General features: G+C 65.0%; 24 protein-coding genes. 10 read left to right on the forward strand and 14 right to left on the reverse strand.

All coding sequences use genetic code 11. The features are described from left to right. Positions 1 to 12: 12 nt before the first annotated feature. The 4 genes from ssuD to LOY33_RS01035 are packed head-to-tail and all read left to right on the forward strand — an operon-like array spanning position 13 to position 3019. Positions 13 to 1161, forward strand: a complete 1149-nt coding sequence (ssuD, locus tag LOY33_RS01020; protein ID WP_078481609.1) for an FMNH2-dependent alkanesulfonate monooxygenase — start codon at positions 13 to 15, stop codon at positions 1159 to 1161. A 10-nt stretch (positions 1162 to 1171) separates the two neighbouring features. Further along, positions 1172 to 1966 (forward strand): aliphatic sulfonate ABC transporter permease SsuC, encoded by a 795-nt coding sequence (gene ssuC / locus LOY33_RS01025; RefSeq protein ID WP_258660741.1) that lies wholly within the window; start codon positions 1172 to 1174, stop codon positions 1964 to 1966. Then, positions 1963 to 2775: an aliphatic sulfonates ABC transporter ATP-binding protein gene (gene ssuB / locus LOY33_RS01030; protein ID WP_043861615.1), complete on the forward strand. Its 813-nt coding sequence runs from the start codon at positions 1963 to 1965 to the stop codon at positions 2773 to 2775. Before ssuC ends, ssuB begins: the two co-directional genes overlap by 4 nt. A gap of 28 nt (positions 2776 to 2803) precedes the next feature. Next, positions 2804 to 3019, forward strand: coding sequence for a molybdopterin-binding protein (locus LOY33_RS01035; protein WP_043861616.1), 216 nt, complete (start codon positions 2804 to 2806; stop codon positions 3017 to 3019). Between the two features lie 78 nt (positions 3020 to 3097). Here LOY33_RS01035 and LOY33_RS01040 read toward each other — a convergent pair whose 3' ends face one another. From LOY33_RS01040 to LOY33_RS01055, 4 genes are all read right to left on the reverse strand, one after another. Then, entirely contained in the window at positions 3098 to 3724 is a 627-nt protein-coding gene (locus tag LOY33_RS01040) for a TetR/AcrR family transcriptional regulator (RefSeq protein ID WP_043861617.1), read from the reverse strand. A gap of 1 nt (position 3725) precedes the next feature. Further along, complete coding sequence (gene gshA, locus LOY33_RS01045) at positions 3726 to 5312, reverse strand: glutamate--cysteine ligase (RefSeq protein ID WP_043861618.1); 1587 nt, start codon at positions 5310 to 5312, stop codon at positions 3726 to 3728. Between the two features lie 153 nt (positions 5313 to 5465). Beyond that, positions 5466 to 5852, reverse strand: a complete 387-nt coding sequence (locus tag LOY33_RS01050) for a PaaI family thioesterase (protein ID WP_258660745.1) — start codon at positions 5850 to 5852, stop codon at positions 5466 to 5468. Beyond that, positions 5849 to 8164 carry a Tex family protein gene (locus LOY33_RS01055; protein ID WP_258660747.1) on the reverse strand — a complete coding sequence of 772 codons (2316 nt, stop codon included), beginning with the start codon at positions 8162 to 8164 and terminating at the stop codon, positions 5849 to 5851. The genes LOY33_RS01050 and LOY33_RS01055 overlap by 4 nt, the downstream gene beginning before the upstream one ends. Positions 8165 to 8406: 242 nt before the next feature. Here LOY33_RS01055 and ompR point away from each other — a divergent pair, with 242 nt between their 5' ends. Together ompR and LOY33_RS01065 are read left to right on the forward strand one after the other, a co-directional pair. Further along, positions 8407 to 9147, forward strand: coding sequence for a two-component system response regulator OmpR (gene ompR, locus LOY33_RS01060; RefSeq protein WP_043861620.1), 741 nt, complete (start codon positions 8407 to 8409; stop codon positions 9145 to 9147). Positions 9148 to 9271: 124 nt separating this feature from the next. Beyond that, positions 9272 to 10585 (forward strand): ATP-binding protein, encoded by a 1314-nt coding sequence (locus LOY33_RS01065; protein WP_043861621.1) that lies wholly within the window; start codon positions 9272 to 9274, stop codon positions 10583 to 10585. A 12-nt stretch (positions 10586 to 10597) separates the two neighbouring features. Here the strand turns inward: LOY33_RS01065 and rimK are convergent, their stop codons facing one another. Together rimK and LOY33_RS01075 are read right to left on the reverse strand one after the other, a co-directional pair. Continuing rightward, positions 10598 to 11503, reverse strand: coding sequence for a 30S ribosomal protein S6--L-glutamate ligase (rimK, locus tag LOY33_RS01070; RefSeq protein ID WP_043861622.1), 906 nt, complete (start codon positions 11501 to 11503; stop codon positions 10598 to 10600). Continuing rightward, positions 11500 to 11982 (reverse strand): ATP-dependent zinc protease, encoded by a 483-nt coding sequence (locus tag LOY33_RS01075; RefSeq protein WP_054915912.1) that lies wholly within the window; start codon positions 11980 to 11982, stop codon positions 11500 to 11502. Before LOY33_RS01075 ends, rimK begins: the two co-directional genes overlap by 4 nt. Positions 11983 to 12091: 109 nt before the next feature. Here LOY33_RS01075 and LOY33_RS01080 point away from each other — a divergent pair, with 109 nt between their 5' ends. Next, positions 12092 to 12493: an RNA-binding S4 domain-containing protein gene (locus tag LOY33_RS01080; RefSeq protein ID WP_043861624.1), complete on the forward strand. Its 402-nt coding sequence runs from the start codon at positions 12092 to 12094 to the stop codon at positions 12491 to 12493. On the opposite strand, the gene LOY33_RS01085 is transcribed toward LOY33_RS01080, so the two are convergent. Beyond that, positions 12490 to 13293 (reverse strand): phosphatase PAP2 family protein, encoded by an 804-nt coding sequence (locus LOY33_RS01085; protein WP_058541684.1) that lies wholly within the window; start codon positions 13291 to 13293, stop codon positions 12490 to 12492. The two genes, LOY33_RS01080 and LOY33_RS01085, sit on opposite strands and share 4 nt — an antisense overlap. 105 nt (positions 13294 to 13398) lie before the next feature. Between LOY33_RS01085 and hslO the strand changes: the two genes are divergently transcribed. Together hslO and LOY33_RS01095 are read left to right on the forward strand one after the other, a co-directional pair. Beyond that, positions 13399 to 14301: an Hsp33 family molecular chaperone HslO gene (gene hslO, locus LOY33_RS01090; protein ID WP_043861626.1), complete on the forward strand. Its 903-nt coding sequence runs from the start codon at positions 13399 to 13401 to the stop codon at positions 14299 to 14301. 179 nt (positions 14302 to 14480) lie between these two features. Then, positions 14481 to 16022, forward strand: a complete 1542-nt coding sequence (locus tag LOY33_RS01095) for a phosphoenolpyruvate carboxykinase (protein ID WP_043861627.1) — start codon at positions 14481 to 14483, stop codon at positions 16020 to 16022. A 63-nt stretch (positions 16023 to 16085) separates the two neighbouring features. On the opposite strand, the gene LOY33_RS01100 is transcribed toward LOY33_RS01095, so the two are convergent. Both LOY33_RS01100 and LOY33_RS01105 read right to left on the reverse strand, forming a co-directional pair. Then, positions 16086 to 16373: a DNA-binding transcriptional regulator gene (locus LOY33_RS01100; protein ID WP_054915914.1), complete on the reverse strand. Its 288-nt coding sequence runs from the start codon at positions 16371 to 16373 to the stop codon at positions 16086 to 16088. Then, positions 16373 to 16687: a hypothetical protein gene (locus LOY33_RS01105; protein WP_258660755.1), complete on the reverse strand. Its 315-nt coding sequence runs from the start codon at positions 16685 to 16687 to the stop codon at positions 16373 to 16375. Before LOY33_RS01105 ends, LOY33_RS01100 begins: the two co-directional genes overlap by 1 nt. A 179-nt stretch (positions 16688 to 16866) precedes the next feature. Here LOY33_RS01105 and LOY33_RS01110 point away from each other — a divergent pair, with 179 nt between their 5' ends. Further along, positions 16867 to 17295 carry a thioesterase family protein gene (locus tag LOY33_RS01110; RefSeq protein WP_258660756.1) on the forward strand — a complete coding sequence of 143 codons (429 nt, stop codon included), beginning with the start codon at positions 16867 to 16869 and terminating at the stop codon, positions 17293 to 17295. Between the two features lie 12 nt (positions 17296 to 17307). On the opposite strand, the gene LOY33_RS01115 is transcribed toward LOY33_RS01110, so the two are convergent. Genes LOY33_RS01115 through LOY33_RS01135 form a run of 5 tightly spaced genes read right to left on the reverse strand, consistent with a single transcriptional unit; the run spans position 17308 to position 22029 of the window. Further along, positions 17308 to 17964: a response regulator transcription factor gene (locus tag LOY33_RS01115; RefSeq protein ID WP_043861630.1), complete on the reverse strand. Its 657-nt coding sequence runs from the start codon at positions 17962 to 17964 to the stop codon at positions 17308 to 17310. Between the two features lie 39 nt (positions 17965 to 18003). Then, positions 18004 to 19071 (reverse strand): chemotaxis response regulator protein-glutamate methylesterase, encoded by a 1068-nt coding sequence (locus LOY33_RS01120; protein ID WP_258660758.1) that lies wholly within the window; start codon positions 19069 to 19071, stop codon positions 18004 to 18006. Continuing rightward, positions 19068 to 19880, reverse strand: a complete 813-nt coding sequence (locus tag LOY33_RS01125) for a protein-glutamate O-methyltransferase CheR (RefSeq protein WP_258660761.1) — start codon at positions 19878 to 19880, stop codon at positions 19068 to 19070. Before LOY33_RS01125 ends, LOY33_RS01120 begins: the two co-directional genes overlap by 4 nt. Next, positions 19881 to 20393 carry a chemotaxis protein CheW gene (locus tag LOY33_RS01130; protein ID WP_043861633.1) on the reverse strand — a complete coding sequence of 171 codons (513 nt, stop codon included), beginning with the start codon at positions 20391 to 20393 and terminating at the stop codon, positions 19881 to 19883. 13 nt (positions 20394 to 20406) lie between these two features. After that, the gene (locus LOY33_RS01135; RefSeq protein ID WP_043861634.1) at positions 20407 to 22029 is read right to left on the reverse strand and encodes a methyl-accepting chemotaxis protein; all 1623 of its coding nucleotides are present in this window, start codon (positions 22027 to 22029) and stop codon (positions 20407 to 20409) included. Position 22030 lies beyond the last annotated feature (1 nt).

Here is a 22030-nt window from a genome sequence, read left to right on the forward strand (position 1 = left end):
GAGACAACTCCAATGAGCCTCAATGTTTTCTGGTTTCTGCCAACCCACGGCGACGGTCATTACCTTGGCACCGCCGAAGGTGCTCGCGCTGTCGATCATGGTTACCTGCAACAGATCGCCCAGGCCGCCGACCGTCTGGGCTTCGGTGGCGTGCTGATCCCTACCGGCCGCTCGTGCGAAGACTCGTGGCTGGTGGCCGCGTCGCTGATTCCGGTGACCCAGCGCCTGAAGTTCCTGGTGGCCCTGCGCCCGGGAATCATCTCGCCGACCGTGGCGGCGCGCCAGGCCGCGACCCTCGACCGCCTGTCCAATGGCCGTGCGCTGTTCAACCTGGTGACCGGTGGCGACCCGGAAGAGCTGTCCGGCGACGGCCTGTTCCTCAGCCACGAAGAGCGCTACCAGGCCTCGGTGGAATTCACCCGCATCTGGCGCCGCGTGCTGGAAGGCGAAACCGTCGACTACGATGGCCAGCACATCAAGGTAAAAGGCGCCAAGCTGCTCTACCCGCCGGTGCAGCAGCCACGCCCGCCGCTGTACTTCGGTGGCTCGTCGGAAGCGGCGCAAGACCTCGCCGCCGAACAGGTCGAGCTGTACCTGACCTGGGGCGAGCCACCGGCCGCCGTGGCCGAGAAAATCGAACAGGTGCGCGCCAAGGCCGCCCAGCAGGGCCGTAGCGTTCGTTTCGGTATCCGCCTGCACGTGATCGTGCGCGAGACCAACGCCGAGGCCTGGCAAGCGGCCGAGCGCCTGATCTCGCACCTGGACGACGACACCATTGCCCGTGCCCAGGCCTCGCTGGCGCGCTTCGACTCGGTGGGCCAGCAACGCATGGCTGCGCTGCATGGCGGCAACCGCGACAACCTGGAGGTCAGCCCCAACCTGTGGGCCGGGGTCGGCCTGGTGCGTGGCGGTGCCGGCACCGCGCTGGTCGGCGATGGCCCGACCGTGGCTGCACGGGTCAAGGAATACGCCGACCTGGGTATCGACACCTTCATCTTCTCCGGTTATCCGCACCTGGAAGAGTCCTACCGCGTTGCCGAACTGCTGTTCCCGCACCTGGACATCCAGCGCCCCGAGGCCCCGGCCGGTGCCAACTACGTAAGCCCGTTCGGTGAGATGGTCGCCAACGACATCCTGCCCAAAGCCGCGGCCAAGGCGTGAGGATCGAAGCATGAAACGATCCTCCATTCCCTTGTCGCATCGCCTGGCGCCGTGGGCCCTGCCCGTGCTGCTGCTGGCGGTGTGGCAGCTGGCGGTCAGTGCCGGTTGGCTGTCGACGCGCATCCTGCCGGCGCCGAGCGCGGTGCTCAGTGCCGGCGTAGAGTTGGTGCGCAGCGGCGAAATCTGGACCCACCTGGCCATCAGCGGCTGGCGCGCCGCGGTCGGCTTCGTGGTCGGCGGCAGCATCGGCCTGGCGCTGGGCTTCATCACCGGCCTGTCGAAGTGGGGCGAACGCCTGCTCGACAGCTCGGTGCAGATGATCCGCAACGTGCCGCACCTGGCGCTGATCCCGCTGGTGATCCTGTGGTTCGGCATCGACGAGTCGGCGAAGATCTTCCTGGTGGCCCTGGGCACCCTGTTCCCGATCTACCTGAACACCTACCACGGCATCCGCAATGTCGACCCGGCGCTGGTGGAAATGGCCCGCAGCTATGGCCTGAGCGGTTTTGCGCTGTTTCGCCAGGTGATCCTGCCCGGTGCGCTGCCCTCGATCCTGGTGGGCGTGCGCTTCGCGCTGGGCTTCATGTGGCTGACCCTGATCGTGGCCGAAACCATCTCGGCCAACGCCGGCATCGGCTACCTGGCGATGAACGCCCGCGAATTTCTGCAAACCGACGTGGTGGTGCTGGCGATCGTGCTGTACGCCGTGCTCGGCAAGCTCGCCGACCTGGCCGCCCGTGGCCTGGAGCGTGTATGGCTGCGCTGGCACCCGGCCTATCAAGTCAGCAAGGGAGACGGCGCATGACCGTGCTCAAGGAACAACCGCCACGGCTGCTGCGCGGAATACCGCTGGCCGTGCACAAGCTGCAAAAGACCTTTGGCCAACGTCAGGTGCTGCGCGACATCGACTTGCACATCCCGGCGGGCCAGTTCGTTGCCATCGTCGGCCGTAGCGGCTGCGGCAAGAGCACCCTGCTGCGTCTGCTGGCCGGGCTCGACCAGCCCAGTGCCGGCGAGCTGCTGGCCGGTTCTGCGGCGCTCAGCGATGCCCGCGAGGACACCCGGCTGATGTTCCAGGAGGCGCGCCTGCTGCCCTGGAAGAAAGTCATCGACAACGTCGGCCTGGGGCTTACCGGCAACTGGCGTGAGCGTGCGTTGCAGGCGCTGGAGGCGGTGGGCCTGGCAGACCGGGCCAACGAGTGGCCGGCGGCGTTGTCCGGTGGGCAGAAGCAGCGCGTGGCCCTGGCCCGTGCGCTGATTCACCAGCCGCGCCTGCTGCTGCTGGACGAGCCGCTGGGCGCACTGGATGCGCTGACCCGGATCGAGATGCAGCAACTGATCGAGAACCTGTGGCGCAAGCACGGCTTCACCGTGTTGCTGGTGACCCATGACGTCAGCGAAGCGGTGGCGGTGGCCGATCGGGTGATCCTGATCGAGGACGGCGAGATCGGCCTGGACCTGCTGGTCGACCTGCCGCGTCCGCGGGCACGCGGCTCGCATCGCCTGGCGGCGCTGGAAACCGAAGTGCTGAACCGTGTCCTGTCGGTGCCGGGCACCCCGCCCGAGCCTGAACCTGTAGCACCTTTGCCCACGCAACTGCGTTGGGCCCATTGATCTTTCGTCTTTAAAAGGAAACCTGCACATGACCATCAAAGCGATCAACGTACGTAACCAGTTCAAAGGCACTGTGAAAGAAATCCTGGAAGGCCCTGTACTGTCGGAAATCGACGTGCAGACGGCATCGGGCATCGTCACCTCGGTGATCACCACCCGTTCGGTCAAGGAGCTGGAACTGGTGGTGGGCAGTGAGGTGATTGCGTTCGTGAAGTCGACTGAAGTGTCGATCGCCAAGCTCTGAAAAAGCTTCGCCGGCAAGGCCGGCTCCTACAGGTTTACAGCGGACCTGTAGGAGCCGGCCTTGCCGGCGAAAGGGCCGTCAGCGTTTGGGCAGAAAGGGCGGCAGGTACAATCCCAGGTACGCATCGAACACCCGCATTCCTTCCTCCGCCATGCGCGGGGTGATCTGCCCGTGCAGCTGCACCGAGCGGGCATACACCCGGTCTCCCAGCTCCATCGCCAGGGCAAACACATCCACATCGTCCGGCAACGCCGGCAGCCGGAAGTGCTCGGCAAACAGCTTGTGCATCAGGTCGCCCAGCTCGATGTCGTGCTGGCGGTCGGCCTGGGTCACTTCGCTCAGCCCATGCTGCGCCAGAATCAGCTGGCGCGCCGCCGCATCCTGGTTGTAGATGCTCAGCATGCGCTGCTCCACCAGGCGCGACAGGTCGCCCCAGTGCTGCAGGCTGCCAGGCTCGATCGGCGCCTGCAGGCAGGCGCGAAAGGCGCTGTGCACATCCGCCGTCAAGGCTTCGAGCAGCGCCGGCACACTGGCGAAGAAGTGGTACACCGACGAGGGTGGGATCTGTGCGCGTTCGGCCACTGCATAGATCGACAGGCTGGCCACGCCTTCGCTGGCCAGCAGGTCGCGTGCGGCGGCCAGGATCGAGTCGATCCGGGCCTGGCTGGCAGCGCGCGGTTTGCGGGGCGTGGCTGCACGGCTCATGTCAGTTGCTGATCGCCAGGATGCTGGCCTGGTAGGCGCCCACGAACAGGTCGAAATCGACCACGTCCTCTTCGCGCTCCAGGGTGGCCTGGGCCTCCAGCGATTCACGCGCCAGGGCCTCGAAACGCTGCTGCGCCTCGCTGCTCAGCGGCGTGCCGCGCAAGTAGTCGGCATGCGCCTGGCTCTGGCGCAGGGAGAAGCGGCTGAAGCTCTCCTTGTGCTCGGTCATGCTCGCCAGCACCTGGGCCGACGGCGTCAGCGACGGGTCGCTGACCTTGGCCGCCTGCGCGGCCAGGGCCTTGGCGTGCTCGTCGCTGGCGTGGCTGCGGTCGAGCAGTTCGGCCAGCGGGGCGATACGTTGCAGCAGCTCGTCGGCCCACTGCTTGAGCGCGACCGGCTGGCCGTCACGTTGCAGTTCCAGGCCAGGCTTGCGGCCCTGCTTGACCACGCTGAGGAAGTTGCTGGTGCACTGGCCGCACTCGCCATTGTCCAGCAGCGGGCTCTGCTCCAGTGCGCAGAACAGCAGGAAGGCGTCGAGGAAGCGCGCTTCGGTGAGGTCGATGCCGGTGGGCAGGAACGGATTGATGTCCAGGCAGCGCACTTCGATGTACTGGATGCCGCGGGCCATCAGCGCCTGGATCGGCCGCTCGCCGCTGTAGGTCACGCGCTTGGGGCGGATGTTGGAGTAGTACTCGTTTTCGATCTGCAGGATGTTGGTGTTCAGCTGCACCCACTCGCCATCCTTGTGCGTGCCGATCTCGACATACGGCGCATAGGGCGTGGCGACGGCCTTGCGCAGGCTGTCGGTGTAGCTGGCCAGGTTGTTGTAGCACGGCGTCAGGCCGGCCTGGGCGTTGCTCTGGTAACCCAGGTCGCTCATGCGCAGGCTGGTGGCGTAGGGCAGGTACAGGGTGTCGGCATCGAATTGTTCGAGCTGGTGCGCGCGGCCGCGCAGGAAGCCTGCGTCCAGCGCCGGGGAGGCGCCGAACAGGTACATCAGCAGCCAGCTGTAGCGACGGAAGTTGCGGATCAGTGCGATGTACGCCGACGACTGGTAGTCGCGGTCGTCGCCCGCCTGGCCTTCGGCCTGGCGCAGCAGCGGCCAGATCTGTTCTGGCAGCGAAAAATTGTAGTGGATGCCGGCAATGCATTGCATGGTGCGCCCGTAGCGCAGGGCCAGGCCCTTGCGGTACACGTACTTGAGCTGACCGATGTTCGAGGTGCCGTACCAGGCGATCGGGATGTCTTCCTCGGCCGGCAGCGGGCAGGGCATCGACGGGCTCCACAGGTACTCGTTACCGAGCTTGCTGTAGGCGAAGCGATGGATGTTCTCGAGGCTTTCGAGGGTCTGGGCAGGGTCGGCCAGGGCAGGGGTGATGAACTCCAGCAGCGACTCGGAATAGTCGGTGGTGATCTGCTCGTGGGTCAGGGCCGCGCCCAGGGCTTCGGGGTGCGGGGTCTGGGCCAGACGACCGTCCTCGGTCACGCGCAGGCATTCACGCTCGATGCCGTGCAGGCACTGCTTGAGCAGGGAGAGGTTGTCGCCCTGGCCGAGCAGGCTCAGGCGGCGGTTGAGAAGTTCGCTCAAGATGGATTCCTTCACGCGTCAGTCGCCCCAATATGGGGGTGGAAACGACGGTCTACAAGGGTGGACAGAGGAACTGGCGTGGTCGCCTGGTTTTCGCAGGGTTCCGGCAGTGCCCGCGCACTGCCGAAAGTACCGCACATTGGGCGTTTGCGGCTAGAGCACGGTGAAGGTGCCCTGGGCCCTGGCCATCAGTTTTTCGCCTTGCAGCACGTCGGCATCGACCACCAGGATGCGCCGCCCGGCCTGCAGCACGCGGGCCACGCACAGCACCTCGCCGTCGCTGACCGGACGCAGGTAGTTGATCTTGCATTCCACGGTGACGCTCTGCTTGTCGAAGCCATGGGTGCTGGAGCAGGCCAGGCCCATGGCGATGTCGACCAGGCTGAAGATCGCCCCGCCATGCAGCTTGCCGCCGCGGTTGCGCAGGTGCGGCTCAAGGGCCAGGGCCACCTCGGCAACGCCCTGGTCGAGGCGTTGCAGGCGACAGCCGAGCAGTTGGCTGAATGCGCTGCGCACCTGCTCTTCGGGCAGGTCGGTCACTTCTTCTTCAACTGCTTGGCGTTGGCGAACAGCGAGGCCATGGCGTTGTTGGCCGGGGCCGGGGTCTCCTTGGCGCGTGCCGGCTGCTGCTGGCGCGGTGCCGAGCCCGGGCGGCTGCCGCGGGCGCCGTCGATTTTCTCGCCCGGGGTGTCGCCCATGCGCATCGACAGGCCCACGCGTTTGCGCGGAATGTCCACTTCCATGACCTTGACCTTGACCACGTCGCCGGCCTTGACCGCTTCACGCGGGTCCTTGATGAACTTCTCCGATAGCGCCGAGATGTGTACCAGGCCGTCCTGGTGCACGCCGATGTCGACGAAGGCACCGAAGTTGGTCACGTTGGTGACCACGCCTTCGAGGATCATGCCCAGTTGCAGGTCCTTGAGGTCTTCGACGCCTTCCTGGAACTCGGCGGTCTTGAACTCGGGGCGCGGGTCGCGGCCGGGCTTGTCCAGCTCTTGCAGGATGTCGGTGACGGTCGGCAGGCCGAAGGTTTCGTCGGTGAATTTTTTCGGGTCCAGGCGCTTGAGAAAGCCGCTGTCGCCGATCAGCGAGCGGATGTCGCGGTCGGTGTCGGCGGCGATGCGCTGTACCAGCGGGTAGGCTTCAGGGTGCACCGCCGAGGCGTCCAGCGGGTTGTCGCCGTTCATCACGCGCAAGAAGCCTGCGGCCTGCTCGAAGGTCTTCTCGCCCAGGCGGCTGACCTTTTTCAGCGCGGCGCGGGTCTTGAAGGCACCGTTGGCATCGCGGTGTGCCACGATGTTCTGCGCCAGGGTGCTGTTGAGGCCCGAGATGCGTGCCAGCAGCGCCACCGAGGCGGTGTTGACGTCCACGCCCACGGCGTTCACGCAGTCCTCGACCACCGCATCCAGGCCACGGGCCAGCTTGAGTTGCGACACGTCGTGCTGGTACTGGCCCACACCGATGGATTTGGGATCGATCTTGACCAGTTCGGCCAGCGGGTCCTGCAGGCGACGGGCAATCGACACCGCGCCGCGGATCGACACGTCCAGGTCGGGGAATTCCTTGGCCGCCAGCTCGGAGGCCGAGTACACCGAGGCGCCGGCTTCGGAGACCATGATCTTGGTCATCTTCAAGGCTGGGTATTTCTTGATCAGCTCGGCGGCCAGCTTGTCGGTTTCACGGCTGGCGGTGCCGTTGCCGATGGCGATCAGCTCGACCTTGTGCCTGGCGCACAGGGCGGCGAGCACGGCGATGGTCTGGTCCCACTGGTTCTTGGGTACGTGCGGGTACACCGTGGCGGTGTCGAGCAGTTTGCCGGTGGCATCCACCACCGCCACCTTGCAGCCGGTGCGCAGGCCCGGGTCCAGGCCCAGGGTGGTGCGCGGGCCGGCCGGGGCGGCCAGCAGCAGGTCATGCAGGTTGTGGGCGAACACGTTGATCGCCTCGCTCTCGGCGTTGTCGCGCAGCTCGCCGAACAGGTCGGTTTCCAGGTGCGTGTAGAGCTTGACCTTCCAGGTCCAGCGCACCACTTCGCCCAGCCACTTGTCGGCTGGGCGGTTCTGGTTTTTCACGCCGAAGTGCTCGCCGATCATCATTTCGCAGGGGTGCAGGGTGCCGGGCAGCTCTTCGCCGACCTTGAGGCTGGCCGACAGCACGCCTTCGTTGCGCCCGCGGAAGATCGCCAGGGCGCGGTGCGAGGGCGCGCTCTTGAGCGGCTCGTCGTGTTCGAAGTAGTCGCGAAACTTTGCCCCTTCCTCTTCCTTGCCGGCCACCAGGCGAGCGCTGAGCACCGATTCCTGCTTGAGGAAGTTGCGCAGCTTGGCCAGCAGGCTGGCGTCTTCGGCGAAGCGCTCCATGAGGATGTACTTGGCGCCTTCGAGGGCCGCCTTGACGTCGGCCACGCCTTTTTCGGCGTCGACGAAGCGCGCCGCTTCGGTATCCGGGTTCAGCTGCGGGTCGTTGAACAGGCCGTCGGCCAGCTCGCCCAGGCCGGCTTCCAGGGCGATCTGGCCCTTGGTACGGCGCTTCTGCTTGTACGGCAGGTAAAGGTCTTCGAGGCGGGTCTTGGTGTCGGCCAGCTTGATCTCGCGGGCCAGCTCCGGGGTCAGCTTGCCCTGCTCCTCGATGCTGGCCAGGATGCTGGCGCGGCGGTCGTCGAGTTCGCGCAGGTAGCGCAGGCGCTCTTCCAGGTTGCGCAGTTGGGTGTCGTCCAGGCTGCCGGTCACTTCTTTACGGTAACGGGCGATAAAGGGCACCGTGGAGCCTTCATCAAGTAGAGCCACGGCCGCTTCGACCTGTTGCGGGCGGACACCGAGTTCCTCGGCGATGCGGCTGTTGATGCTGTCCATAAAACCACCTGACAATTCGTGAATGCAAAGGCCGCAGGCCGGCGCCACGGGGCGCGCTCGAGCAGGGCGACGCTGGATCAAAGCGGCGCATTATACCCAGCGATCCTGGCTTGCGGGGATCGCGGCGCGCCAGCCTGTCGGGGCATGCCGCTGGCGACTTGGGAAAAATCTGCTAACAATGCACACGGCACGCTCAAATGGCGCCTAAGCCATAATGCCCGCCGAGATTAAAGGAGCTACCCATGAGCAGCACTGCACAACCCGCCGAAGGCGAGAAAATCCTCATCGTCGATGACGACCCGGGCCTGAGCAGCCTGCTGGAGCGTTTCTTCACCAGCAAGGGCTACCGTGCCCGCGCCGTACCCAACACCGAACAGATGGACCGCCTGCTGGCGCGTGAAGTGTTCAACCTGATCGTGCTCGACCTGATGCTTCCCGGCGAAGACGGCCTGACCGCCTGCAAGCGCCTGCGCGGGGCAAACAACCAGGTGCCGATCATCATGCTCACCGCCAAGGGTGACGAACTCAGCCGCATCAAGGGCCTGGAACTGGGCGCCGACGACTACCTGGCCAAGCCGTTCAACCCCGACGAACTGATGGCGCGGGTCAAGGCCGTGCTGCGTCGTCAGGCCCCGGTGGTACCGGGCGCACCAGGCAGCGAGGACGAAACCGTCACCTTCGGCGACTACGCGCTGTCGCTGGCCACCCGCGAACTCAAGCGCGGCGACGAAGTGCACATGCTCACCACCGGCGAATTCGCGGTGCTCAAGGCGCTGGTGATGCATGCCCGCGAGCCGCTGACCCGCGACAAGCTGATGAACCTGGCGCGCGGTCGTGAGTGGGACGCCCTGGAGCGCTCCATCGATGTGCAGATCTCGCGTTTGCGCCGCATGATCGAACCCGACCCTTCCAAGCCACGCTATATCCAGACCGTCTGGGGTGTGGGCTATGTCTTCGTGCCGGATGGCAATGCCGGCAAGTGAAGCCTTGTACAGGAGCAGGTCAGCATAGGCAGGGCGCCCCTCGGGTTGCCCTGTTTTTGCCTGTGCCGAAATCCGCAACGCCTGCGAGCCGCGCTCGCTCCTGCCAACCGTGTAGCCGTCGCCCATGAAAACGCCATTGTGGTTCCCCCAAAGCTTCTTCGCCCGCACGCTGTGGCTGGTGCTGGCCGTGGTGCTGTTCTCCAAGGCACTGACGCTGGTGTACCTGCTGATGAACGAGGACGTGCTGGTGGACCGCCAGTACAGCCACGGCGTCGCACTGACGCTGCGCGCCTACTGGGCGGCCGATGAGGAAAACCGCGAGAAGATTGCCGAAGCCGCCGGCTTGAAGCGGGTGGTCGGCACCGGTGTGCCCGAGGGTGAGCAGCACTGGCCCTACAGCGAGATCTACCAGCGCCAGATGCAGGCCGAACTGGGCGAGGACACCGAGGTGCGCCTGCGCATACATGCGCCGCCGGCGCTGTGGGTACAGGCCCCGAGCCTGGGCGATGGCTGGCTGAAGGTGCCGCTGTACCCGCACCCGTTGCGCGGCCAGAAGATCTGGAACGTGCTGGGCTGGTTCCTGGCCATCGGCCTGTTGTCCACGGCTTCGGCCTGGATCTTCGTGCGCCAGCTCAACCAGCCGCTCAAGCGCCTGGTGTTCGCCGCCCGGCAACTGGGCCAGGGGCGCAGCGTGCGCCTGCCGATCAGCGACACGCCCAGCGAGATGACCGAGGTCTACCGGGCCTTCAACCAGATGGCAGAGGATGTCGAGCAGGCGGGGCGCGAGCGTGAGCTGATGCTGGCCGGGGTGTCCCATGACCTGCGCACGCCGCTGACGCGCCTGCGCCTGTCGCTGTCGCTGCTGGCCAACGAAAGCGACCTGACCGATGACATGGTGCGCGACATCGAGGACATGGACGCGATTCTCGACCAGTTCCTGGCGTTCATCCGCGATGGCCGCGACGAGCCGGTCGAGGAGGTGGACCTCAGCGACCTGGTACGCGAGGTGGTCGCGCCGTTCAACCAGCCCGAAGAGCAGGTGCGGCTGTGCCTGGAGCCGATCCCGCCGTTTCCGCTGCGCCGGGTTTCGATCAAGCGCCTGCTCAACAACCTGATCGGCAATGCGCTGCATCACGCCGGGCAGGGCGTGGAAGTGGCGGCCTATGTCTCGGGTGACACCAGCGCGCCCTACGTGGTGCTGAGCGTGCTCGACCGCGGCGCCGGCATCGATCCGGGTGAGCTGGAGGCGATCTTCAATCCGTTCATTCGCGGTGATCGCGCCCGCAGCGGCAAGGGCACCGGCCTGGGCCTGGCTATCGTCAAGCGCATCGCCGCCCAGCACGGCGGCAATGTGGAGCTGCGCAACCGTTCCGGTGGCGGCATCGAGGCGCGGGTACGCTTGCCCCTGGGCCTGCTGCTGCCACGCGACGCGGTCTAGGGACGCAGGGGCTCAGCCCTTGCCCTTGGTGCGGGTCAGGTTCGGCCCGCCGTTCTTCTCCAGGTGTTCGATGATCATCCCGGCCACGTCCTTGCCGGTGGTGACCTCGATGCCTTCCAGGCCCGGCGAGGAGTTGACCTCCATCACCAGCGGGCCGTGATTGGAGCGCAGGATATCCACGCCGGCCACGCTCAGGCCCATGACCTTGGCAGCGCGGATGGCGGTCATGCGCTCTTCCGGGGTGACCTTGATCAGGCTGGCGGTGCCGCCCCGGTGCAGGTTGGAGCGGAACTCGCCGGGCTTGGCCTGGCGCTTCATCGAGGCGATCACCTTGTCGCCCACCACAAAGCAGCGAATGTCGGCGCCACCGGCCTCCTTGATGTACTCCTGCACCATGATGTTCTGCTTCAGGCCCATGAAGGCCTCGATCACCGACTCGGCTGCCTTGGTGGTTTCGCACAGCACCACGCCGATGCCCTGGGTGCCCTCGAGCACCTTGATCACCAGGGGGGCGCCGTTGACCATCTGGATCAGGTCGGGGATGTCGTCGGGCGAATGGGCAAAGCCGGTGACCGGCAGGCCGATGCCACGGCGCGACAGCAGCTGCAGCGAGCGCAGCTTGTCCCGCGAGCGGGCGATGGCCACCGATTCGTTGAGCGGGAACACGCCCATCATCTCGAACTGGCGCAGCACCGCGCAGCCATAGAACGTCACCGACGCGCCGATGCGCGGGATGACGGCGTCGAACCCTTCCAGCGGCTTGCCGCGATAGTGGATCTGCGGCTTGTGGCTGGCGATGTTCATGTAGGCGCGCAGGGTATCGATCACAACCATTTCATGGCCTCGTTGCGTACCGGCTTCGACCAGACGACGAGTGGAATACAGACGCGGGTTCCGCGACAGCACAGCGATCTTCATGCAACACCTGTGGAGGGGGTAATGGTGGCCGGAGAGGCCGGCTTGTCCTGTACGTATTTGAGGCCCGGGTTGACCACCAGCTGGCCGTGTACCAGGGCCTTGGAGCCGAGCAGCAGGCGATAGCGCATGGCCTTGCGGCAGGCCAGGGTGAACTCCACTTCCCACACCCGGTCGCCGAGCGCCAGGGGCGTGCGGATCACGTAGCGGGTCTGGGCATGGCCATTGGAGCTCTTGATGGTCTTCATCGTCACCAGCGGCGCTTCGCAGCGCCGGTGACGCAGTTGTACCACCGAACCCAGGTGCGCGTTGAAGCGGACCCAGGTTTCACCATCGCGTTCGAAGGTTTCCACTTCGGTGGCGTGCAGGCTGGAGGTGCTGGCGCCGGTATCGATCTTGGCGCGCAGGCCTGCCACGCCGAGGTCGGGCAAGGCCACCCACTCGCGCAGGCCGATCACGCTCAAATGGTCAAATGTCTTCAAGATGCACAACCTGGGTAAAAGTCGGTGAACTGTAAGCACGCCGCGTATTTTTTGCATCCGCCAGTTACGGTAGTACAGTTCCATGAAACAAATGAATCGGGGAAATGCCATGGCACAAAAGCCGGAAGAGGACGACAAGGTTCGCCTGGACAAATGGTTGTGGGCGGCGCGCTTCTACAAGACCCGCGCCCTGGCCAAGGCGGCGATCGAGAGCGGCAAGGTGCATTGTCGGGGCGAGCGTTGCAAGCCGGGCAAGGAGCCGCGGGTGGGTGACGAGTTCGTGCTGCGTACCGGTTTCGACGAGCGTACCGTGGTGGTCACGGCGCTGTCGGTGGTGCGCCGCGGCGCACCCGAGGCACAGGCGCTGTACGAGGAGACCGCACAGAGCCTGGCACGCCGCGAGCAGGCCGCGGCGCTGCGCAAGGCCGGCGCCCTTGGGGTAAGCACCGACGGGCGGCCCACCAAGAAGCAGCGCCGCCAGCTACATCAGTTGCACGACAGCGCCGGTTAGCCCCGCGCGCCGATCACGCTCAGGCGGCCGAGCAGCGGCAGCCGTGCCAGCCAACCGAACAAGGGCGCGGTGGCACGCACCAGGCCGGCGCTGGTCCGGGCAGCAAACGGCGTATAGTAACTCCAGCCCAGCGCCAGGATGGCCATGCCCAGGCCGCCGATATAGTCGTCCTGGCCCCAGTGGGCACCCGCCACCAGGCGTGGCAGCATGAACAGCACCGCCAGTGCCCAGATCAGCACATGCTGCATCAGGCGGCGGCTGAACAGGCTCATGAACAGTGCCCACAGCAGCAGCACCGAGGCGTGGTCGCCGGGGAAGCTCTGGCTGGAACGGTCCTTGAGCTCCCAGCGCGCTTCGAGCGCCGGGTAGTAGTCGCTGAGCATGATGGCGTCACTGAACACCATCGACGGGCTATGGTGCTGCCAGCCCATCAGGCGTACCAGCTTGGAGAAAAGGGCGCGGATCACCACCAGCACCAGCAGGGTCACCAGGAAGCCGAAAAAAGCCCGGCGCACCTCGACGGCCTTGAATACCCAGTCGCCGCGAATCAGCAGCATCAGCATGATGAGCCCGACCACGATGTCGAACGGGCGCAGGCTGCCCAGGGTCCAGATGCTGCGCCACAGGGTGTTGTCGGCCAGTGGGCGATTGAGGGCGTGGAACAGCCATTCGTCGAGCGCCATGCAAAGGGCCTGGCCAACGGGCCATAACCAGAAACACAGTAGTGCAACGGGAATCAACGTAGCCAGACACAGGGGGCCCCAAGCCCACCTGGCTTGGAACAGGGGTGGATTGTCCATAAACTACCTCTTTTACAGCGCTATCGTTCGCACCATTCTGGTGCTCTAAACGGGGCTTTATAGGCCCTTGAAATTATTTTGTCATCTTTCAGAAAGCCAGAAACCATGTCCGATTTGCCAGATACCGACTTCACCCAACGCTTCATCTTCGACGAGCGCGACGTACGCGGCGAACTGGTTTCGCTCGAGCGCAGCTACGCCGAAGTCCTGGCCAAGCACCCCTACCCGCAGCCGGTGGCGCAACTGCTCGGTGAGCTGATGGCCGCGGCGGCGCTGCTGGTGGGCGCGCTCAAGTTCGACGGCCTGCTGATCCTGCAGGCACGCTCCGAAGGGCCGATCCCGCTGCTGATGATCGAGTGCTCCAGCGAGCGCGACATCCGTGGCCTGGCGCGCTACCACGCCGAGCAGATCGCCCCCGATGCCACCCTGGGCGACCTGATGCCCGATGGCCAGCTGGCGCTGACCATCGACCCGGCGCAGGGCCAGCGCTACCAGGGCATTGTCGACCTGGATGGCGAGAACCTCTCGGAGTGCTTCACCAACTACTTCGTGATGTCCCAGCAGGTGGGCACGCGCTTCTGGCTCAACGCCGATGGCCAGCGCGCCCGCGGCCTGCTGCTGCAGCAGTTGCCGGCCGACCGCCAGAAGGACGAGGACGACCGCGAAGACAGCTGGAAGCACGTCACCGCCCTGGCCAACACGTTGAAGGCCGAAGAGCAACTGGGCCTGGACAACGAGACCGTGCTGCACCGTCTGTACCACGAGGATGCCGTGCGCCTGTTCGATATCCAGCCGCTGCAGTTCCGCTGCAGCTGCTCGCGTGAGCGCTCGGGCAACGCGCTGGTCAGCCTCGGCCAGGACGATGCCCTGGCCCTGGCGGCCGAGCATGGCGGGGCGATCGAAATCGACTGCCAGTTCTGCAACCAGCGCTACCTGTTCGATGAAACCGAAATCGCACAATTGTTCGCCGGCGGGGGGGTTGACGCACCGTCAGATACTCGTCACTAAAACGTTTAAGCTCAGGTAAATCTCCTGTCGAACGCCGGAAACACGCCGTTCTGACAGGAGGGCCCTACTTTTTTTGGGCGTTTCTGGCATAATCCCGCCACTTTTTTCGCTGTAGTAGTTTTAAAAGCTCTACTACAAAACGTTCGGAGCACTCGGCCGCAGGCCGGATGGGGAATCTCATGACGCAAGCCAACAACACCGTGTACACCGACCTGAGCGTCGATGAACTGGTAAAAGAAGCGCTGAACCGCGGTGAAGGCGAGCTGGCCGATACGGGCGCGCTGGTCGTGAAAACTGGTCACCGTACCGGTCGTTCGCCGGTCGATCGTTTCATCGTCGACGAGCCGTCCACCTCGTCTGCCATCGCCTGGGGCCCGATCAACCGCAAGTTCCCGGCCGACAAGTTCGATGCCCTGTGGGACCGCGTCGAGGCGTTCAACAACGCCCAGGATCATTTCGTTTCCCACGTGCACGTAGGTGCGGCTGCCGAGCACTACCTGCCGGTACGCATGACCACCCAGACTGCCTGGCAGAACCTGTTCGGCCGTTGCCTGTTCATCAACCCGGCGCAGTACAACCCGGCCGGTCGTGATGAGTGGCAAGTGCTCAATGTCGCCAACTTCGAATGCGTGCCCGAGCGTGACGGCACCAACTCCGACGGTTGCGTGATCCTCAACTTCGCCCAGAAGAAGGTACTGATCGCTGGCATGCGTTACGCCGGCGAGATGAAGAAAGCCATGTTCTCGGTGCAGAACTTCCTGCTGCCGGCTGCCGACGTGCTGCCGATGCACTGCGCCGCCAACATCGGCGAAGCAGGCGACGTGACCCTGTTCTTCGGCCTGTCGGGCACCGGCAAGACCACCCTGTCGGCCGACGAAAGCCGTTACCTGATCGGTGACGACGAGCACGGTTGGGGCGAGGGCGTGGTGTTCAACATCGAAGGCGGTTGCTATGCCAAGTGCATCGACCTGTCGGAGAAGAACGAGCCGGTCATCTGGAAAGCCATCAAGCATGGCGCCGTGCTGGAAAACGTCGTCATCGACGACGCCAAGCACGCTGACTACTCCGATGTCAGCCTGACCCAGAACAGCCGTGCGGCCTACCCGCTCGAGCACGTTGCCAAGCGTTCCGAGAAGAACCTGGGTGGCGAGCCCAACGCAGTGATCTTCCTGACCTGCGACCTGACCGGCGTACTGCCACCAGTATCGATCCTCAGCGAAGAGCAGGCGGCCTACCACTTCCTGTCCGGTTACACCGCGCTGGTGGGTTCCACCGAAATGGGTTCGGGCAGCGGCATCAAGTCGACCTTCTCCACCTGCTTCGGCGCGCCGTTCTTCCCGCGTCCGGCTGGCGAATACGCTGAACTGCTGATCAAGCGTATCCGTGGTTTCGGTTCCAAGGTGTACCTGGTCAACACCGGCTGGACCGGTGGTGGCTACGGCGTGGGCAAGCGCTTCAACATCCCGACCACCCGTGCGGTGATCGCGGCCATCCAGAGCGGCGCACTGGTCGGTGCTGAAACCGAGCACCTGGACATCATCAACCTGGACGTGCCGAAACTGGTACCGGGTGTTGAAACCGTACTGCTCAACCCGCGCAACACCTGGGCTGACAGCGCTGCCTACGACGAAGCGGCCAAGGGCCTGGCTTCGCTGTTCATCGAGAACTTCAAGAAGTTCGACGTTTCCGACGCCATCAAGGCAGCGGGTCCGCAACTGTAAGTTGCTGCTCGCCAGCTGAGAAAAAGCCGCCCGAATGGGCGGCTTTTTCGTTTGGGCTGTGATTCAGGCCAATGCGGCCAGAACATGTTCCGGGTCATTGTGAATCGCACGCAGCAGTGCCCGTGCTGGCCCTTCTGGAGCACGGCGTCCTTGCTCCCAATTGCGCAACGTACCCAGCGGTACATCGATACACTGCGCAAATCTTTCCTGGGTAAGCCCGGTTGCCTCGCGTATGGCCCTGACCTGCATGGCGTCTACCTTGAACTCGCGTGAAGGTTTGCGCTCCCCACGATCGATTTCAGCCATCTCGGTCATGCTGTCAACGAGGCGACCGAAAAGATTCCTGTCCATCATTTCCACCCTTGGTTGAGGCTTCGAAGTACGGCTTTCTGTTTTTTAGTCAATGTATCGTGGATGCCTTTGCGGTAGATAAGCAGCAAACGGATCTGGCTGGCTGACACGGCGTAGTAATAGATCACTCGAACCCCGCCGCTTTTTCCTTTGCTTTTTGCTGCCCATCGAATTTTTCGCAGCCCGCCGGTATCTTCGATCAGGTCACCTGCTTCAGGGTGCTCGGCAAGATACACCTGAAGCGACAGGTACTCGTGATCATCGAGATGGCTTGAAACGTCGCTGGTAAATACGCTTGTTTCGATGAAGAGCATGCCAACCTTTGTACGCCATTGGCGTAGTTAGAGTCTATGCCTTGCGCAGTAGCGGCGCAACCGCATGGATGTTTCGAGTAGGCGCCCATGCTATTCAGCCCTGTTACGGTTTACTGTCACCGTGCTTCTGAATTCGTTGTGGGATGCTTCCCGCCCCCTTCACTGCATACAGGTCATTCATGTCTGCCACACCCGAACGCCACCACTACCCCCACGTCCACCCCCTGCCGACCCGCTGGCAGGACAACGACGTCAACGGCCACATCGCCAGCGCCACGGTCTACGCCTTCTTCGACAGCGCCGTGCAGGCCTACCTGATCGAGCATGCCGGGCTCGACCCGCAGGATGGCGAGGTGGTGGGGTTCGTGGTCAGTTCGGGGTGCGACTTCTTCGCCTCGGCCGCCTTCCCCGAATGCCTGGAAGTCGGCCTGCGCGCGGTGCGGGTGGCCGGCAGTTCGGTGGAGTACCAACTGGCCCTGTTCAAGGTCGGTGAAGCTCAGGCCTGCGCCGCCGGACGCATGGTGCAGGTGTTCGTCGAGCGTGCCACCGGCCAGCCCGCCAGCCTGCCGACGGCCCTGCAAGGCGCCCTGGTAGCCCTGCAAGGCTGAAACCCGGCGCGGTCAGTCGTTGATGCGGATGATGCCTTCGCGCACCGCAAACAGCACCAGGCCCGGTATGTCGTGTATCTGCAGGCGGTGCATGATCTGCGAGCGGTGCGCCTCCACCGTCTTCACGCTCAGGCCCAGGCCATCGGCAATCGAGCGGGTCGACTCGCCTCGTGCAATCAGGCGCAGGATCTCCAGCTGGCGGGTGGTCAGTTGCATGGTGCTGCTGCCGGCATGGCGCTTGCGGCTGTGCTTGACCGCCTGCCCGATCACCAGCGGCAACACCGCCGACGACAGGTACTGGCCGCCGTTCTTCAACGCCTGCAACGCCAGCTCCAGTTCCAGCACGGTGGCAGTCTTGAGTAGAAAGCCGTGGGCACCCTGCTGCAGGCACTTCATCACGAACTCCAGCTCCGAGCGCGCCGACAGCATCAGCACCATGCTTGCCGGCACGCGCAGGCACAGCTCGCGCAGGATCTCTTCGCTCTCCAGCGCATCCAGCGCCATGTCCAGCATGATGATGTCCGGCTTGAGCTGTTCGGCGAGCTCGACGGCGCTCACGCCGTCACCGGTTTCACCCACCACTGCGTAATCTTGTTTTTGTTCGAGCAGCGCGCGCAGCCCCGCTCTGAACAGGGGCGACTCGTCTGCAAGGAGTATTCGGCAAAGCATAGGTAGGCCTGTGTCGCAAGGTAAGGGGCGGTGTATGGCTCAGCTGGCACGTGGGTTGTCGCTGAACTGGGCGATCAGCGCCGGCAACCGTGTCAGCGGTTCCACCGCCTGGGCCGCACCCAGCCGTATGGCTTCCTTGGGCATGCCGAACACGATGCAACTGGCCTCGTCCTGTGCCACGGTGGCGGCGCCTTGCTCACGCATGCTCAGCAGGCCTCGGGCACCGTCATCGCCCATCCCGGTCATGATGATGCCAAGGGCATTGCCCCCGGCATGCCGGGCGGCGGAGCGAAACAGGACATCGACCGAGGGTTTGTGCCGATTGACGGCGGGACCGTCGAGCACCTCCACCAGGTAGTGCGCACCACTGCGTTTGAGCTGCATGTGCAGGCCCCCCGGGGCCAGCAGTGCCAGGCCGCTGTGGACACGGTCCAGATGCCTGGCCTCGCGCACCTCGATCTGACAGAGGCTGTTCAGTCGCCTGGCGAAGTCGGCAGTGAACCTGGCCGGCATGTGCTGCACGATCACGATGCCCGGGCAATCGCGCGGCAGCTGACGCAGGATGAATTCCAGCGCCTGGGTGCCGCCGGTCGAGCAGCCAAGTGTAACGATTCGCTGGGTGGTTTTGCTTGGGGTTGCAGGCAGTGCACTGGTTTTTTCTTTCGCCTGCGACAGAGGTAACAATACCGGGCGGGTGCGGGCCGCTTCCTCGATGCTGCGGATCAGCCCGCTGGCGAGGTTTTCCAGGCTCTGGCGCAGGCCCAGCCGGGCCTTGGTGAACACGCCGACCGCCCCGGCGGCCAGGGCCTGGAGGTTGAGGTCGGTGCCGGCTTCGGTGAGGGTCGAGCAGATGATCGTCGGCGTGGGGCGCTCGGCCATGATCTGGCGCAGAAAGGTCAGGCCGTCCATGCGCGGCATCTCGATGTCCAGCACCAGCACATCGGGCCAGTCCCGGCGCATCTTCTCGATGGCATACAGCGGGTCGGCGGCCATGCCGATCACGCGGATGCGCGGGTGGTCGTTCAGGCACTGGTTGAGCACCTGGCGCACCAGCGCCGAGTCGTCGACGATGAACACCCGCACCGGCGCCGCCGCACGCTCGGTCATACGCGCTCGAACACCGAGGGGTGCACCAGCCTGAGCGGCAGCTCGAAGCCGTGGATGCTTTCGGCGTGCCCGATGAACAGCAGCCCGCCGGGGCGCAGCTGGTTGACCAGGCGCTGCACGATCAGCTGTTTCTGCGGGGTGTCGAAGTAGATCAGGATGTTGCGCAGGAATATCACGTCGAACGGCCCCAGGCCCTCGGGCAGCGGCTGCACCAGGTTGATCTCGCGCAGGCTCACCCGGGCTCGCAGGTGCGCCTGCACGCGCAGGCGCCCGTGCATGTCGCCGACCCCGCACAAGCAGTGGCGCTGCATCCAGCCATCGGGAAAGTAGCGCGCCTGGGCGATGTCGTAGATGCCTTGCTCGGCCAGCGCCAGCATGCTCTGGCTGAGGTCGCTGGCCAGGATCGACCAGTCGCTGCCGGCGGCGTGCTCGGCCACGGTCATGGCCAGGCTGTAGGGCTCCTCGCCCGACGAGCAGGCCGCGCTCCACAGCCGCAGCGGCCTCTTGCGCCGGCCCAGCCACTGGCCAAGGAATTCGAAGTGCGGGAACTCGCGAAAGAAGTAGGTCTCGTTGGTGGTCAGCAGGTCGATCACCAGGCGCCGCTCGCGGCTGTGGGTCGGGCGCTCGATCAGGTGCAGGTAGTCGCGGTAGTTGTCCAGGTGGTAGTGACGCAGGCGTTTCATCAGGCGCCCGGCCACCAGCGAGCGCTTGTTGCTGGCCAGGTGGATGCCCGAGGCGCTGCTCATCAGCGTCTGCAGGCGGCTGAACTCCTGTTCGCCCAGCACCGGCAGTTTGAAGGTCGAGGGCATTCAGGAGCCCTTCGCGGCCTGGCTGAGGTAGCGGATATCTTCCAGCGACAGCACCTGGGGCATGTTCAGGATGATCAAAAAACCCTGCTCCTGCTGGGCCATGCCGGCAATGAAGTCGGCACGGATGCCGGTGCCGAACGGTGGCGCCGGCACCACCCCGTGCGGGTCGATGTCGAGTACCGCGTCCACCGCATCCACAACCAGGCCGATGCGCTGCACACCGTCCTCGAGGGGCAGGGCGATGATCACGATGCAGGTGCGCTTGCCGGCCTCGGTCAGTTCCATGCCGAAGCGTGCTGCCAGGTCCAGTACCGGCACCACGTTGCCGCGCAGGTTGAGCACGCCGTGAATGTAGGCGGGCATCATCGGCACGCGGGTGATCTCGGCGTACTCGATGATCTCGCGCACCAGTTCGATGGGCAGTGCATAGCCGGCCTCGCGCACGCGAAAGGTCAGGTGCTGGACACTGGTGGGCAGGTGCGGCGCGGGCGCCGCAGACTCTAGGGTGTGCATGGGGACGCCTCGGTCAAGTGAAGCTGACGAACTGGCCTTCATCGATCAGCGCCTTGTGGGTGGGCTTGTAGGCGCCGACTTGCGGTTCGCCCACCCGGGGCAGGGCACGCGCAGTGCTGCCGGCCTCGAAGCGGAAGAAGCCGATCAGCTCCTGCAACTGGCCGGCCTGGGCGTTCATCTCTTCGGCGGTGGCGGCCAGCTCTTCGGAAGCCGAGGCGTTCTGCTGGGTGATCTGGTTCATCTGGCCCATGGCGATGTTGATCTGCCCGGCGGCGCTGCTCTGCTCCTGCGAGGCGGCGGTGATTTCCTGCACCAGGTCCGAGGTCTTCTGGATGTTGGGCACGATCTCGCTGAGCAGGCTGCCGGCCTGTTCGGCCAGTTGCACGCTGCTGGAGGCCACCTGGCCGATTTCCTGCGCTGCCACCTGGCTGCGTTCGGCCAGCTTGCGCACCTCGGCGGCCACCACGGCAAAGCCCTTGCCGTGATCGCCGGCACGGGCGGCCTCGATGGCGGCGTTGAGCGCCAGCAGGTTGGTCTGGTAGGCAATGTCGTCGATGATGCCGATCTTCTCGGCGATCTGCTTCATCGCCAGCACCGTGTCGCCCACTGCGCCGCCGCCCTGCACCGCGTCGTTGGCCGCCTTGCCGGCGATGCCGTCGGTGACCTTGGCGCTTTCGGTGTTCTGCGCGATCGAGGCCGACATCTGCTCGACCGAAGCGCTGGTCTGTTCGACGCTGGCGGCTTGCTCGTTGGCCGCCTGGCTCAGCGATTGCGAGGTCGAACTGACCTGTTCGGAGGCCGACGACAGCGCATCGGCGGCGCTGCGCACATCGCCCAGGATGCTGCGCAGGCGCAGGGTCATGTTCTGCATCGAGCCCAGCAACTGCCCGGTCTCGTCCTTGTGGGTCACTACCAGGTCCTGGCTCAGATCGCCGGCGGCCATGCGGTCGGCGGCCTGCACTGCGCCTGCCAGCGGCCGGGTGATGCTGCGGGTGACCAGCACGCCGATCAGCATGCCGATCAGGGTTGCGGCGGCGACCAGGGCGATCATCTGCACCCGCGAGCGTTCGTAGATGACGCTGATCTCGGCGTTCGCCTCGCCGGCGCGCGCCTGCTTGGCAGCGCTGGCCTCACCCAGCAACTGGTCGACCACGTTGGCCGCCGCGACGTTCTGCGGCATCAGCGCCAGCGCTTCGGAAGCAATCTGCAGGTCGCCCGACTGCTGGTGCACCCCCAGCAACTGGTTGGCCACGCTGATGTAGGCCTGCAGCGGCGCGTCGATTCTTTCCACCTGGGCGCGGCCTTCCTTGGTGATGAAGTGCTCGCGCGCCTTGATCAGCAGTTCGCGGGTCTTTTCCATCGCCGCACGGGCGGTGGCGGCCGACTGGTCGCGCTCCTGGGCGGTGGTGGAGAGCAGGCTCTGGCGCACGGCGCGGTTGGCCATCAGCAGCTGGATGTTGGCTTGCTGCAAGGTGCTCAGGCCGGCCACGTCCAGCTCGTACATGCGGTCCGACAGGCCGTTGACCTGCTCCAGGTTGCGCAGGCCGATGACTCCGATGAGCGCGGTCAGCGCCACCACCAGCAGAAAGCCGAGGGTCAGGCGCACGCCTATCTTCATATTGCTGATCAACTGCATG

The organism is Pseudomonas sp. B21-036 (genome assembly GCF_024748925.1).
GTDB classification, from domain to species: domain Bacteria; phylum Pseudomonadota; class Gammaproteobacteria; order Pseudomonadales; family Pseudomonadaceae; genus Aquipseudomonas; species Aquipseudomonas palmensis.